16 protein-coding genes are annotated in these 14,717 nt (G+C 42.9%); 3 read left to right on the top strand and 13 right to left on the bottom strand.

The genetic code is table 11. The features are described from left to right. The first annotated feature begins 151 nt into the window (after nucleotides 1-151). Both D0463_RS02890 and D0463_RS02895 read left to right on the top strand, forming a co-directional pair. Nucleotides 152-244, top strand: coding sequence for a YjcZ family sporulation protein (locus D0463_RS02890; protein WP_117304867.1), 93 nt, complete (start codon nucleotides 152-154; stop codon nucleotides 242-244). 110 nt (nucleotides 245-354) lie between these two features. Next, entirely contained in the window at nucleotides 355-879 is a 525-nt protein-coding gene (locus D0463_RS02895; RefSeq protein WP_174234285.1) for a DUF309 domain-containing protein, read from the top strand. A 140-nt stretch (nucleotides 880-1,019) separates the two neighbouring features. On the opposite strand, the gene D0463_RS02900 is transcribed toward D0463_RS02895, so the two are convergent. Continuing rightward, the gene (locus tag D0463_RS02900; RefSeq protein ID WP_117304869.1) at nucleotides 1,020-1,385 is read right to left on the bottom strand and encodes a GNAT family N-acetyltransferase; all 366 of its coding nucleotides are present in this window, start codon (nucleotides 1,383-1,385) and stop codon (nucleotides 1,020-1,022) included. Nucleotides 1,386-1,886: 501 nt separating this feature from the next. On the opposite strand from D0463_RS02900, the gene D0463_RS02905 reads away from it, so the two are divergent. Beyond that, entirely contained in the window at nucleotides 1,887-2,747 is an 861-nt protein-coding gene (locus tag D0463_RS02905) for a DUF1002 domain-containing protein (protein ID WP_117304971.1), read from the top strand. A gap of 58 nt (nucleotides 2,748-2,805) precedes the next feature. On the opposite strand, the gene lysA is transcribed toward D0463_RS02905, so the two are convergent. From lysA to D0463_RS02965, 12 genes are all read right to left on the bottom strand, one after another. Continuing rightward, nucleotides 2,806-4,128 carry a diaminopimelate decarboxylase gene (lysA, locus tag D0463_RS02910; protein WP_117304871.1) on the bottom strand — a complete coding sequence of 441 codons (1,323 nt, stop codon included), beginning with the start codon at nucleotides 4,126-4,128 and terminating at the stop codon, nucleotides 2,806-2,808. A 147-nt stretch (nucleotides 4,129-4,275) separates the two neighbouring features. Further along, entirely contained in the window at nucleotides 4,276-5,766 is a 1,491-nt protein-coding gene (locus tag D0463_RS02915) for a spore germination protein (RefSeq protein ID WP_117304874.1), read from the bottom strand. Then, nucleotides 5,750-6,328: a stage V sporulation protein SpoVABEA gene (spoVAEA, locus tag D0463_RS02920; RefSeq protein WP_117304876.1), complete on the bottom strand. Its 579-nt coding sequence runs from the start codon at nucleotides 6,326-6,328 to the stop codon at nucleotides 5,750-5,752. Before spoVAEA ends, D0463_RS02915 begins: the two co-directional genes overlap by 17 nt. Nucleotides 6,329-6,375: 47 nt before the next feature. After that, nucleotides 6,376-6,798 (bottom strand): stage V sporulation protein AB, encoded by a 423-nt coding sequence (locus D0463_RS02925; protein WP_117304879.1) that lies wholly within the window; start codon nucleotides 6,796-6,798, stop codon nucleotides 6,376-6,378. Further along, a complete protein-coding gene (locus tag D0463_RS02930; protein ID WP_117304881.1) occupies nucleotides 6,788-7,408 on the bottom strand; it encodes a stage V sporulation protein AA in 621 nt (206 codons plus the stop codon). Before D0463_RS02930 ends, D0463_RS02925 begins: the two co-directional genes overlap by 11 nt. A 144-nt stretch (nucleotides 7,409-7,552) precedes the next feature. Continuing rightward, nucleotides 7,553-8,845 carry an NCS2 family permease gene (locus tag D0463_RS02935; protein WP_117304883.1) on the bottom strand — a complete coding sequence of 431 codons (1,293 nt, stop codon included), beginning with the start codon at nucleotides 8,843-8,845 and terminating at the stop codon, nucleotides 7,553-7,555. Nucleotides 8,846-9,088: 243 nt separating this feature from the next. Next, complete coding sequence (gene sigF / locus D0463_RS02940) at nucleotides 9,089-9,847, bottom strand: RNA polymerase sporulation sigma factor SigF (RefSeq protein WP_117304885.1); 759 nt, start codon at nucleotides 9,845-9,847, stop codon at nucleotides 9,089-9,091. 13 nt (nucleotides 9,848-9,860) lie between these two features. Beyond that, nucleotides 9,861-10,301 carry an anti-sigma F factor gene (gene spoIIAB / locus D0463_RS02945; RefSeq protein ID WP_117304887.1) on the bottom strand — a complete coding sequence of 147 codons (441 nt, stop codon included), beginning with the start codon at nucleotides 10,299-10,301 and terminating at the stop codon, nucleotides 9,861-9,863. Between the two features lie 2 nt (nucleotides 10,302-10,303). Beyond that, nucleotides 10,304-10,654 carry an anti-sigma F factor antagonist gene (gene spoIIAA / locus D0463_RS02950; protein WP_117304889.1) on the bottom strand — a complete coding sequence of 117 codons (351 nt, stop codon included), beginning with the start codon at nucleotides 10,652-10,654 and terminating at the stop codon, nucleotides 10,304-10,306. A gap of 131 nt (nucleotides 10,655-10,785) precedes the next feature. After that, nucleotides 10,786-11,952 (bottom strand): D-alanyl-D-alanine carboxypeptidase family protein, encoded by a 1,167-nt coding sequence (locus D0463_RS02955; RefSeq protein WP_117304891.1) that lies wholly within the window; start codon nucleotides 11,950-11,952, stop codon nucleotides 10,786-10,788. Between the two features lie 599 nt (nucleotides 11,953-12,551). Further along, nucleotides 12,552-13,856, bottom strand: a complete 1,305-nt coding sequence (locus D0463_RS02960) for a pyrimidine-nucleoside phosphorylase (protein ID WP_117304893.1) — start codon at nucleotides 13,854-13,856, stop codon at nucleotides 12,552-12,554. 42 nt (nucleotides 13,857-13,898) lie between these two features. Next, the gene (locus D0463_RS02965; protein WP_117304896.1) at nucleotides 13,899-14,711 is read right to left on the bottom strand and encodes a purine-nucleoside phosphorylase; all 813 of its coding nucleotides are present in this window, start codon (nucleotides 14,709-14,711) and stop codon (nucleotides 13,899-13,901) included. Nucleotides 14,712-14,717: the final 6 nt, after the last annotated feature.

Consider the following 14,717-nt stretch of genomic DNA (forward strand, 5'->3'; position numbering starts at 1 on the left):
TTCGAGGAGTCTCGCAGATTCCCTTCCCAAAAACAACATTATCGTTTAACAGAGCCAAAATAAAAAAGGGCTCCGCCCAGTCATTTTTGGGTTTTTTTCATAATCTGAATATGTAATGAGTTTAACTTAATGTTAAGGGGAGGTATTTTACATGGGTGACAAAGGGTTCGATTACGGAGGCGGCTTCGCTTTAATCGTAGTACTGTTTATTTTATTGATTATCGTAGGGGCAGCTTGGTTTTAATATAAGGAATGTTTGGGGACTGATGGATGATCAGCCCCTTTTTCATATAAGAGCGGCCGCTTCCCCTAATATGTTAAAATACGAATACATAGAAAAAGGAGCTGTGGGACTTGAATTATCCTGTGCCATATATCACTTATTTACTCCATTTTCATGGAGACCGAGATTATTTTGAATGTCATGAGGTGTTAGAGGAGTACTGGAAGGAAGTCGCTCCAAGGGAACGTGAATCCCATTGGGTCGGACTTATTCAAATCGCGGTGGCCTTTTATCACTACAGGCGGATAAACTTCAAAGGCGCCCTTACGACCATGATGAAGGCTGTCTCTAACCTCAAAATGAAAAGAGACGAGATTACAAATCTTGGGATTGACCACATCCTGCTCATTTCATTATTAGAGAAAACCATTAAAGATATCGAAGAACATATCCCTTATCAAAGCGTTGTTCTTCCAATTGCCGATCCTGCGTTAATCGAGCAATGTAAAACAGGTTGCAAGGATCGTGGCTTTGTCTGGTGTGCAGTCAGCAACATGGATGATCAAATGCTCATCCACAGGCACTCTTTGCGTGACCGCACTGACGTGATCATGGAAAGAAAACGCCAATTGACATTGAAAAATAAGCAGAATTGAAAAGGGGCTGTCTAAAAAGTCCACTTAAGATTAAAATGTACCAAATTAAAACCCAAGAATGCTGATTTAACAGTGTTCTTGGGTTGCTTTTATCCAGATGTCGGCTGAATTTCTACTTTCGGGACAGCCCCTTTTTCTATTCATTCTGCGTTTTTGGTATTTTCCAGATCACATTTTTCCAAAAAAGAGGCCGTGAATTTATTCGGACTCATTTCCGTATCAGGGTACATATCTTTCAACGCCTTGACCATGCGCTTTCCGACACCTTGATGACGGAAGGATGGGTTGACAGAAACATGCTGAATGATGAATTCCTGTTTGTCTGCCAGATTGACGCCAATAAGGCCGATGATTTCATCTTCCTTCCAAAGGAACAGCTGCATATCTTCATCATTTTCATATGATTTCATTGTTTGCTGGAGCTTTTTTATATCCTTTTCGGTCGGCATAAAGGAAAGCAAGCCCATTGCAAATTTTTCATAGCTTTTTTTATATTTGATCAACATTTAATATCCCTCGTCACTAAAGAACGTAGTATTTTTTTCTAAGAACACGTAATTACTTTAACATTCCCCGTTTAACTAGCATTCATAAACATTCTATCCTTTTTCATGTCGCTTTAAGCGCTTGCATGCTCATCAAGCGATGAAGATCCAATAGACCGCTCCCCATATTACAGCGATCAGCGCGATCATAATAAATATCGCAATGTTGCTCTTTCTCATACGAATTGCCTCTCTCCTGCTATCCTTAAAATAATTTAAAAGCAATGTTTATATTCTACTATATATGCTTCACTCCTGACAAATTTCACATGTAAAGCCCATTTCTTTTTTCCCTAAACCATACACTCGTTAAACCAACACAATAAAATATTTTGAAACTCTCAGACTTTGTGCTTATACTGTTTTAGAAGAATATTGTTCTTCGAGCAAAAAAAGTGAATCCATTTGAATGTTTATTTCGTCTGATAGTAGTAAGGAGGAAGAAAAATGAACAATAAAATCATGAAAAAATGGCTGATATTGACCCTTCTCTTATGTTTACTTGTACCTATAAAAGCATTTGCCGATGCGGCTGTCGGTGACATGACCGTTACCCTTGGACAAAACTTAACAGAAGAGCAAAAAAAGATGCTTCTTTCAGAAATGAATGCACCTGAAGGAGTAGATATCCTAACCGTCACGAACGATGAGGAACATCAATATCTTGGCGATTATATTTCGAAACGCTTAATCGGAACCAAGGCGATTTCTTCATCTGCGATTACACTTGAGAAATCTGGAACAGGCTTGAAAGTCGAATCGAAAAACATCAATTGGGTTAGTGAGGAAATGTATATAAATGCGTTGGCCACAGCAGGCGTCAAGGATGCATCCATTTATGTTACCGCTCCAATCCCTGTTTCCGGTACGGCTGCATTAACAGGTATTATTAAAGCATATGAAGTTTCATCGGATAAGGTTATACCAGAAGATGTAAAACAGGCTGCCAATGAAGAGATGGTTAAGACGGCCGAGCTAGGCGATGAGGTAGGCGCTGACAAAGCAGCAGCCCTTATGACGAAGATTAAGGAAAATATGGCAGACAATCCGCCTCAAACGGAAGCCGAAGTGCGCGATGTCATTGAATCATCAGCTAAAGATCTCAATATTACACTTACAGAGGAACAAATCCAAAGTTTAGTTGACTTGTTCAATAAATTAAAGGATCTGAATATTGATTGGAATCAGGTTGGAAACCAGTTGGACAAAGCAAAAGAAAAACTGACAACATTCCTTGGATCGGAGGAAGGTCAGTCATTCCTTGATAAGCTGAAAGAATTCTTCGTCAGCCTGATCGACGCAATCAAATCGTTCTTCTCTTAATATTGTATGGCAAAAAAGCGGAACCAGGCAGTTATTGCCTGGTTCCGCTTTTTATTGATTATTTATTATTTACAACTTCCTCTAGAGGGACATCAAATTGGACCAGGTCCTGGTATGTTTCCCGCCTGATGACAAGCCTTGCCTCTCCATTTTCCACGAATACAACAGCTGGTCTTGGAATTCGATTATAATTATTCGACATGGAATAGCCATACGCTCCGGTACAGAAAACCGCCAGAATATCGTCTCGACCCGCTTTAGGTAGCGGTAAGTCCCATATGAGCATATCCCCGCTTTCACAGCATTTCCCGGCGATCGAAACCGTTTCTTCCGGTTCTTCAAGGGGCCGGTTTGCCAAAACCGCTTCATATTTTGCATCATATAAGGCCGGGCGAATATTATCGCTCATTCCCCCATCGACGGCTAAATATTTTCTAATATCAGGGACCTCTTTTTCAGATCCAACCTTATAAAGGGTCGTTCCCGCGTCCCCTACAAGCGAACGTCCCGGTTCAATCCATATTTCAGGCATGTCCAATCCTGAATTCCCGATCTGATTCTTTACTTCTGTCACGATCTCCTCGACATATACAGAAGCAGGAAGCGGCGTGTCCTCTTTCGTATAGCGGATCCCGAATCCTCCGCCAAGGTTGAGTACTTTCGGCTGAAAGTCCAAAGAAGAATGCCAATTTTTCAATTGCCCGATAATTTTTCTTGCAGCGAGAATAAAACCGGTTGTTTCAAAAATCTGCGAACCGATATGGCAGTGCAGCCCCAGCACATCAACCCATTCACTTATCTGTGCCTGTTTAAGAGCGCTCTCTGCCTGTCCGTTTAACAAATCAAATCCAAACTTGGAATCTTCCTGTCCAGTCAGGATATAATCATGCGTATGCGCCTCAATCCCCGGAGTTACCCTGAGCAAAATCGAAACGCGTTGTCTTCTGCTTGAGCATAATTCCTCCAACAGTTCCAATTCGGAAAAATTATCGACAACAATGCAGCCGACTTCATGGTCCAGAGCCATTTCCAGCTCTTCGACACTTTTATTATTGCCGTGAAAATGAATCCGTTCCTTTGGAAATTCCGCTTGTAAAGCTGTATACAATTCACCGCCTGATACAACATCAAGCGACAACCCTTCTTCTTTGGCCAATTGAACCATCGCGATCGAAGAAAAGGCTTTGCTGGCATAAGCCACTTGGGCCTTCACACCGAGTTCTTCAAATGTTTTCTTAAATCCTCTTGCCCGTTCGCGAATCAGTTCCACATCATACACATAAAGCGGTGTCCCGAAGTGAGAAGCCAATTCCATGGTATCAACGCCGCCTATTTCAAGGTGTCCTTTTCCATTTACGTTAGCAGTTCCATAAAAATGCATGTTTATTTCTCCTTCCAGACTAGCCCTAAATAAATGAGGCAGACCCATATAGAGCCGATTTAGCTCTAAACATGTGAGTCAGCCTCGATATTTACTCCATTAACGCATTAATGATTAAAACAAAAGTATCATATCTTTCTGACAACTTCAATGTTTTTGTTTAATGGGCTGCCTGTATTTATCCCTAGGATGAACAATGCTCGGCCTGATACTCGACCCCGGGACTGTTCTTCTTACGAGAATCTGCATTAAAGCCTTTGGATAGAATGGAAGCAAGGGCCATAAATAAGGGGTGTTCATAACCTTCATATTCGCCAATAGCAGGATATAGATCGTTATGCCAATAATCAAGCCAGGAGTATGAAAAAACACAGTGGAAAGCATAAGGAATAGTCTGGCGATCTTGTTAGCTAAGCTAAGTTCCAAGCTCGGCGTTGCATATGTGCCGATAGCCGCTATTGAAACATATAAAATGACTTCAGGAACGAACAGCCCGACATCGATGGCAATTTGTCCGATCAAAACAGCGGCAATCAGGCCCATGGCCGTCGATAGAGGCGTAGGGGTGTGGATAGCGGCCATTCGCAAAAATTCGACTCCAAAGTCCGCGAGAAACATCTGTATAACGATGGGAATACTCGTTTCCTTGTTTGGTCCGATAAATTTTAGCGCTTCCGGCAGCAATGAAGGATCCAATGTAAATAAAAGCCAGAGCGGAAGCAAAAATAATGAAGCAAGCACGGCAATAAAGCGCACCCAGCGTACAAGCGTTCCTACAGCCGGAGATTGTCTGTATTCTTCCGCATGCTGCATATGATGGAAAATCGTTGTTGGAGTGATCATGACACTTGGTGAAGTATCTACAAAAATAATCACATGGCCTTCTAGTAAGTGGGTGGCTGCGACATCCGGCCTTTCCGTATAGCGAACGAGCGGATATGGATTATATCCCTGTTTCACGATGAACTCTTCTACTGTTTTATCAGCCATTGTCAGGCCGTCAATTTTAATATTTTTTAGTTCTTTACGGACGATTTCCACTAAATCCGGATCAGCAATCTCATTTATGTAACCGATAGCTATGTCGGTTTTTGAACGTTCGCCTACTTTCATGATCTCAATACGCAATCTATCATCGCGGATTCTCCGCCTCGTTAAAGCCGTATTGATGATGATGTTTTCAACGTATCCATCACGCGAGCCGCGAATGATTTTCTCCGTATCCGGCTCATCCGGCATTCTTCCAGGATAGCTTCTGGTGTCAATGATGATTGCTTTTCCAGTGCCATCGACGACGACTGCGATCAGCCCGGATAATACCTCGACAACCATTTCATCCAGATTCTCAACTTCCTTGACCTGCTGATGTACGATTCTGTTTTTTACGATTTCATATAATTTGGTAGTACTTCTTTCCGTTTCATTCAAACCGACAATGGCTTCAATGATTTCAATGACAAATCTTGTATCAACAAGTCCATTTACGTAGTATATCTGAATTTCTTTTTTCAAAACTGTAATTTTTCTGACACCAAAATCAAAGCTGACGTTTAGGCCTGCATTCTCCTTCATGTATCGTTCTACTTCGGTTGTACTGTCAGGAATCGCTTTCATCGTTTCCTTACTTTCGGTTGCCATGATTTCCGCTCCTTTCAAGAATGATTTCAATAGCCAACTTCGTGATAGGCGCACCTATTTTATAATCATCTTTCCTGGCCATTTTACCGATATCACCGATTCCGACTACAATAGGCGCTTTGAGCTCGTCCACACAATAAACGGTATCTCCGGTTATCCGGCCTAATTCATGCTCCACGGCCCCGTATTTGTCTACTCCATATGGGGTTAGCTCCCCGTCTCGATCAATGCATATATCCACTTTCGTCCATTCCGCATGCCTTGTTTTAGAAGCGACTGCAATGACTCCCAATAGCTCGACATCCTTGCTGCCAGCAACATAGCGCATCGCCGTCTCACCCGCTCCTTCCCCGACATAACCGCTGTCATCAAACATGACCAGGACCGGGTCGTGCAGAGACTTTTTGATAAGCGAAACGATTTCAGATCCCGAAAGAACAGATGGATTACCTTGTGACATCGAAATGCACCGGCCTCCGATTTCCCTGGCTGCCATTTCCACGGCCCGTCTTGCATACTCGTCGCCATCTGTTATAAAAATGACTTTTCTTCGTTCCGCCATACCCATTTTCCCTTCGGCAATTGCCAATCATTAAAATATATAGGTTGCTATAAGTCCACAAAATAGATCCATTGAAATAATGAACCGGCAATCTTTCCAAACACGATCGCCATAATCAAATAAACGATTTTTTCCTGAATGCCAATCCGTTTAGAAATGATCGGAAATACATTTAAAACCTCCGTCAAGGCGGCTGCCAGCATTCCGTTAAAGATCCCGTCCGCTAATCCAATCGGAATTAAGAAAAGCTTGCTCATCCCGAGAATATTATTTTGGAGTCCTAACCAACCTCCCGTAAGAACACCCATAACAATAGCCATTTCATAATAGTGAATCATCTTCATCGTTTTTGTGAGCTGAGTCAGCCTCGGAATCACTTTGAGCACTGTAAGGAAGGCTACAAACCCGGCCCCGACTGCCAGACCACCAGCTAATCCGACAAAAACACTGAAGAGGATTTTACCTGTCATCAATTCGCCTTATGCTCTCTTTGTTTTCATTCATGATGACATATTGATCTAAATCCTGCTGGTAATTGAACATTTCTACTTCTAGAGGACTCGGTTCCTCATTAAATCGTTTTCTAAAAAAATGATTAAAGAATAAAATCATGCCAAGTCCCAGTCCAATACTGTAGGGAATCTGGATGAGCAGCGGTTTGCTGTCTTCTCTGCCGGTAATGATTTTAAACAGATTTTGATGGACCGTTTGCATGCTTACATCGACGTGAAAATTCATAATTGTGATGGCAGCCCCGATAAATAAAAGAAGCCAGACCGAAACAAATAGCGGCCAAGAAACCTTTTTCTTCTCATAGATGACTTCAATAATTGTCTGGGCCGGACCGACTGCCTGAATTTCCACATCCTCCTCAAGCTCCTGGATCCCTCTTATCAGCTGGACCAGATCCACAATGATAATGTTTTTATCCTCAGCGGTGACTTTTAATACATCCTTTTCCTCAAGCTCTCTCACTATGCTTTTCGGACCCAAGATTTTTGCAATATCCCGCATTTTCACTACTTGATCCTGTCTTGCCTGCACGCGGTGACGCATCCTTACATACACCAGATTTTCCATCACTCACACACCTCGCACGTCAATTTCCTTTTATGTGTAGTATGTATTTCCTGGCCTTTTACATACAAATCAAACAAAAAGACCAAAAATTACTAAAAAAAATGACCGTCTGCAAGGAGACGATCATTTTTTAGTAGATTCGATTTAATGTGTTGGGAAGAAAATCATTTGAATTAAGAAAATGACACCAAAAATAAAAATGAGTGGGTGAACTTGTTTAGCTTTTCCGCTAAAAGCTTTCATCAACGGGTAGGTGATGAACCCAATCGCAATCCCGGTCGAAATGCTTGATGTCAAAGGCATCGTAAGGATGATCACAAATGCCGGAAACGCCTCATCAAACTCCTTCCAATTGACTCTGGCCAGTCCTTCCATCATAAAACAGCCAACAATAATTAAAACAGGGGCGGTTATCGCTGGCAGAGAGGCAATCGCCGCTATTAGCGGTGAAAAGAACATCGATACAGCAAATAATACCGCTACAATAACAGAAGTTAAGCCCGTTCGTCCTCCCGCAGCAACGCCTGAACTGGATTCAACATATGCGGATGACGGGCTTGTACCAAATAACGAACCTACTGTCGTCGCAATCGCGTCTCCAAGAAAGGCCATCTTAGCTCTTGGAAATTTCCCGTCCTTCATCAACCCGGCCTGTTCGGTGACCGCAATCATCGTACCGGTTGTATCAAAAAGCGTGACAAGCAAAAAGGCAAAGACAACTGCATACAAGCCATTCGAAAAAACGCCGGCAATATCAATATCGAAAAAAACAGGAGCCGGCGGTGCTGAAACGAATTTTTCGAAATGCAACAGATTCATGAAATAACCGATAACGGCTGTTATGAGCATCCCAAAAAACAACGCGCCTTTTACGTTTCTTGCCATCAAAATCAGTGTCAGAAACAAACCAACAATCGATAACACCGTAACAGGTTCATGTAAATCACCAAGCGTGATCATCGTTGATTCATTTGGCACAACAATTCCACTCTGTTTCAAGCCCAGAAAGGCAATAAACAAACCGATACCTGACGTAATTCCATACTTCAATGAAGCTGGAATGGCTGTAATGATCATTTCTCGAAACTTTGTGACACTCAGAAGAATAAACAATAATCCGGCGATAAATACCGTTCCAAAAACGGTTTGGTATGATAAACCATGTGCTCCTACAACACTCGCGAAATAAGCGTTCAGCCCCATACCGGGTGCGATCGCAATCGGAAGCTTCGCACCAAACCCCATGATCAACGTACCGATTATGACAGCTATAATCGTTGCCATAAATACCTGTTCAAATGGAATCCCGACTGAACCGAGGATTGCAGGGTTTACAATAATGATATAGACCATGGTTAAAAAGGTTGTAATACCGGCAAATACTTCTGTGCGTGCTGAAGTACCGTGCTCTTTTAGTGAAAAATATCTTTCAAACATAATCAAAAACCCCCATACAATATATAAAATCCGAATAAATACAAATCCCTTACTTATAATATTCGTTTTTAAACTTCAAATCAACCGTTATCTATCACTCGCTTACTATATTATTTTGCTTTTACTTAGCTTTTAAACAACAAAACATAAACCCAACATTTACGGAACGAAAAAAGAGATCCCCAACTAACTAATATTTCCGCAACTAAATGGTCAAATCCGCAACAAAAAAGACCACACGAATCATGGATTCATGTGGTCTTTCATTTGCTTGAGTATCTTTTTCTCGAGCCTTGATACTTGGACTTGTGATATTCCGAGCCGGACGGCTACCTCAGACTGGGTCTGGTCTTTATAATACCGCAAATATACGATAAGCCTTTCCCGTTCGTCGAGTTCTGAAATGGCTTCTTTTAAAGCGATTTTATCAAACCACTTCGATTCGTTCGTATCAGCAATTTGATCGAGAAGTGTTATGGGGTCCCCATCATTTTCATAAACGGTTTCATGGATGGATGATGGCAGCCTGCTTGCTTCCTGGGCCATGACGACTTCCTCAGGAGATAGCTGCAGGTGCTCGGCAAGTTCATTCACGGTTGGTACCCTACCAAGTGTTTTCGATACCTCTTCTTTTGCCCGTCGGATTTTATTCGCCATTTCCTTTAATGAACGGCTGACCTTCACTGTACCGTCATCCCGAATAAACCGTTGAATTTCGCCAATAATCATTGGAACTGCATAGGTCGAAAACTTTACTTCAAATGACAGATCAAATTTATCAACGGATTTCAACAGGCCGATACACCCGATTTGATACAGGTCATCAGGCTCGTAACCCCGGTTTAAGAAACGTTGGACTACAGACCACACCAATCTCAAATTGCTTTTCACAATCATGTCTCTTGCTTCCTGGTCCCCACTCTGGCTGCGCAGGATTAAATCCCGTAATTCATCATCTTTTAAATGGACCTGGCTTTTCTTGTTTTTAACCTCCACATCCATATGCATTGCTCCCTCAATTCGCCAAAGCTTTACTTTTTGTTAAGTGCTTTTTTAATCGAATGATGGTTCCCTCGCCTTTATGGGAAATGACCTTCATCTCATCCATAAAGTTTTCCATAATTGTAAATCCCATTCCGGAACGCTCCAATTCCGGTTTTGTCGTATATAACGGCTGAACGGCTTCGTCTACATCGTCAATTCCACTGCCTTCATCCCTGACCTCCAACTCAACGGCTTCCCCGTCGATCACAACCGAAATATAGATGATTCCATCCGGGTCATTTTCATACCCATGAATGATCGAGTTTGTGACCGCTTCTGATACGACCGTTTTAATTTCCGTCAATTCATCCAGAGTTGGATCAAGTTGGGCAATAAAAGCAGCCACTGTGATACGGGCAAAAGATTCATTCTGGCTTAACGCTGAAAACTTAATATCCATCTTATTTTTCATCACTACGCAACCCCCAATCTTTGTAAAGCGTTTTCCTCGGAAAGTTCCAATTTAATGATTTTAAACAATCCTGACATTTCAAATAACCGCTTCACCGAAGGAGAGATTGCGCAGACGATCATTTCGCCCTTATTTTGTTTGATTTGATTATAGCGGCCCAGAATCACTCCAAGCCCTGAACTGTCCATAAAAGAAAGTTCTCCCAGGTTGAGGACTATATGCTTGATGCTACCCTTTTCAATGGCTGTACTGGCCCGGGTTCTCAGTTCTTCTGCTGCATGATGATCCAGTTCTCCTTTTAATCGGATGCAAAGCACAGCATTCTTGGCTTCCATATCAATGACAAGACTCACTATTTACAGCCTCCTTATCTGTCGTCTAGTGAGTCAAATTCGATTTTCGTATGGCGTTTTCCTTCTTACCTGACAAAACTAGTGCCTATTCGTCGAAAGTAGTTTCCATATTCTTTTTTCTGACAGGTGTTTTATTTTGTTTGGGTAAACATGCCAAAAGCACGTTTATACATTTCCCACCAGCTTGCCGAATCGATCGATTCCTTTGCAACGATCGGTGAATCCACCACGGTCTTTCCATCTTTGAAAAATTTCAAAGTGCCGATTTGATCGCCTTGCTTAATTGGGGCTTTCAGATCTTTATCCAGAATGATTTTTTGAGTAAAGTCTTTAGGATTGCCGCCTTTTTTCGTCAAGATCGATATCGGTTCGCTTGTCACCCCAGTCACCGTTTTTCTGTTCCCTTTACTGACCTTAGCTTGCTTCAAAGCGACATCCCGCTTATAAATGGGATGGGCCATATATTGCGAAAAAGCATAGTCGAGCATTTTGGTCACCTGGGCATTTCTTTCTTTAGGAGAAGAAGCTCCCATCACGACAGCAATCACTCTCATGTCCCCTTTTTTCGCAGTCGCAGTCAGGCAATATTTTGCTTCGTTTGTAAAACCGGTTTTCAGTCCATCTACACCAGGATAAAACTTAACCAGTCTGTTTGTATTAACAAGCCAGAATTTTTTGTCGGTATCTTCACGTAGATAAGCTTCATAAGTCCCTGTAAATTTCGTGATCATCTCGTATTTAACCAGCTCTTTAGCCATAATCGCCATGTCGTGTGAAGTGCTGTAATGATTTTCTTCCGGCAATCCGGTCGCATTTTGGAATTTTGTATGCTTCAATCCCAGCTCCTTTGCCTTTTGGTTCATTTGTTCCACAAATTCCTCTTCTGAACCCGCAAGCCTTTCAGCCATTGCTACAGATGCATCATTTCCAGACCCGATAGCGATGCCTTGAAGCATTTGTTCTACGGTCATTTCTTCACCTGGTTCAAGGAAAATTTGCGATCCGCCCATTGACGCAGCGTATTCACTTGTCCGAATTTTCTCCTTAAGCGTTAATTCTCCCTTGTCGATGGCCTCCATGATCAAAACCATGGTCATGATCTTGGTCATGCTTGCGGGTGGGAGTTCCTCATTTGAATTTTTTTCATACAAAATGGTCCCAGTATCTCGTTCTATCAAGATGGCTGATTTCGCATTTTCAGCCAAATTCACACTCGTTTTTCCTTCCGCAAAAACATTTGGAACGATTACACTAGTAGCTATCAATACTGTGAAGCAAAGAAAAAGAAATCGCTTCATCTAAGAAATCCCTCCTAATCTTAATCACGCGTTAACCCGAAACGGAATCATCCACTCGGGAAAATTCAATGTAACGCTAACAGCATTTCCAAACGCACCATATTTATACAAATATGATTCCAAAAAAGGAGAAATATCTTGAAAGAGGTTCTTCACCAAAAGAAGTCGTTTAAGCTTTGACTATCCGTTGATTTCCGCTCCAGGTGTTCGCTTTCCGCGGGCAGTCCGGAAGCCTCCTCGGCAAATGGCACGCCTCCGGGACTTACACAGGATGTATTGGCGTCGACGTAAGACATAAGGACGTGGCAGATCTTAGTCGACGTTCCGTTAACTGGCCTGCTTTTCCCGCAGGACGTTGAATCATCATCCATGCATAGGCACCGCACGAGAAAATGCGTATGCATTTTCGAGGAGTTCGGCATATCCTCGCCAATCAACTTTGTTGCAAAATTGACTGAGATATTATGTTAATCAATATTAAATGACCAGTTATGGTGAAGAGCCTTGAAAGAAAGCATAAGTGTACAGTTGCCGTTTTTTGCATACAAAAAAGCTGCGGCAAAAGGTTGAGAACTTTTGCCGCAGCTTTTTTCTATAGATTATTCAGTTATTTCTTTGTAGATCAGCGTTGGTTTTTCGACTTTATCCTTGGAGATCGTAATATTTTCATATAGCTTTTGTTTAATTTCATCTACATTTTCAAAATTGCTATAGATCGTTAGAAGTGATTCACCCTTCTTCACTTCATCGCCAATTTTCTTGCGCAGTACCAGACCTACCGCCAGGTCAATCACCGAATCCTTCGTTGCACGTCCTGCCCCGAGCAGCATGGCAGCAGTCCCCACCTCATCCGCTACGATTTCAGACACATACCCTTCTTCTCTCGCTTCCAATTCGATAGTGAAGTTTGCCTGAGGCAGTCTCGATGGTTCATCCACAACTGATGGATCCCCGCCTTGGGCTTCGAGAAACACCTTAAATGCATGAAGGGCTGACCCGTTTTTAATCGCTTCTTCAAGCAATGTACGAGCTTCATCTAGGGTATCGGCTTTTTTCGCTAGATAAACCATGTGGCACCCAAGCGTAAGAGAAAGCTCGGTTAAATCCTCAGGGCCTTCTCCCTTTAGCGTATCGATCGCTTCCTTCACTTCCAGAGCATTTCCGATCGCAAACCCAAGCGGCTGGCTCATATCAGAGATGACCGCCATCGTATTGCGGCCGACATTGTTCCCGATATTGACCATCGCTCTTGCCAGTTCTTCTGAATCTTCAAGCGTTTTCATAAAAGCCCCTGCGCCTGTTTTCACGTCCAGCACGATCGCATCGGCACCCGCCGCGATCTTTTTGCTCATGATCGAGCTTGCGATCAACGGCATGCTGTTGACCGTCCCGGTTACGTCGCGAAGCGCATAAAGCTTCTTATCGGCAGGAGTCAGGTTTCCGCTTTGCCCGATCACGGCCAGTTTATTTTTATTTACCAGGTCAATGAATTGCCTGTTTTCAATTTCAACGTGAAAGCCTTTGACTGCTTCCAGTTTATCAACCGTCCCACCTGTATGCCCAAGGCCGCGGCCGGACATCTTGGCGACAGGAACACCGACGGCAGCTACAAGCGGGCCAAGTACCAGAGTGGTCGTATCGCCGACACCGCCCGTACTATGTTTGTCGACCTTAATGCCTTCAACCGCCGAAAGATCAATTTTGTCCCCGGAATTAACCATGGCCATCGTTAAATCAGCGCGCTCAAGTTCTGTCATTCCTTGAAAATAGATCGCCATAGAGAGCGCGCTCATTTGATAATCAGGAATGGAGCCATCTGTAAAACCTGTAATGATAAATTCAATTTCCTCTTTCTTTAATTCCAGGCCATCACGCTTTTTCTCAATTAAATCAACCATTCTCATTTCGATTCACCACTTCTTTTGGTTTTAGAATAGAGGTTTATTCTATATAGCTTTTACGATTTCTTTGATGAAGCTTAAAAAGCTGCTTTTTACCTGCTCCGTCGTTTCGATTACTTCTTCATGGGAGAGCGGTTGATTCAAGATTCCGGCTGCCATGTTTGTGATGCAGGAAATCCCCAAAACGTTCAGGCCGCAATGCCTGGCAACAATCACTTCCGGTACGGTAGACATGCCGACCGCGTCGCCGCCAAGCACTCTCGCTAATCTAACTTCAGCGGGAGTTTCATAGGTTGGCCCAGAGTTGCCAACGTACACACCTTCTTTAAGATCAATATTCAGTTTTCCGGCAACGTCTTTTGCTACAGCCTGGAGGTCCCTGCTATAAGCTTCTGACATGTCAGGAAAACGCGGGCCAAAACGCGCATCGTTCGGACCGATCAGCGGGTTTGTCCCCGTATTGTTAATATGATCGGTTATCAGCATTAAATCTCCTGCGCGGAACCCTTCATTGACCCCGCCTGCCGCGTTCGTGACAATCAGTTTTCCGACCCCTAAAAGCTTCATGACACGGACCGGAAAAGTGACTTTATCCATGGAATAGCCCTCATAAAAGTGAAACCTTCCCTGCATTGCCACGACTTTCTTGCCGCTTAAATCCCCAAGCACCAGCTGGCCGGCATGCCCCTCCACTGTTGAAACAGGAAATTCAGGGATCTCTTCATATGGGATTTTCACAGGATTTTCAATTTCATCTGCAAGGACACCGAGGCCGGATCCAAGTATTAACCCGATTTCAGGCTTTCCATCTAGCTTTCCTTCAATAAATGAAGCTGCTTTTTCCAGTTTTTCAAACATGTTTAT

Source organism: Bacillus sp. V59.32b, from assembly GCF_003429085.1.
Classification (GTDB): Bacteria; Bacillota; Bacilli; order Bacillales; family DSM-1321; genus Peribacillus.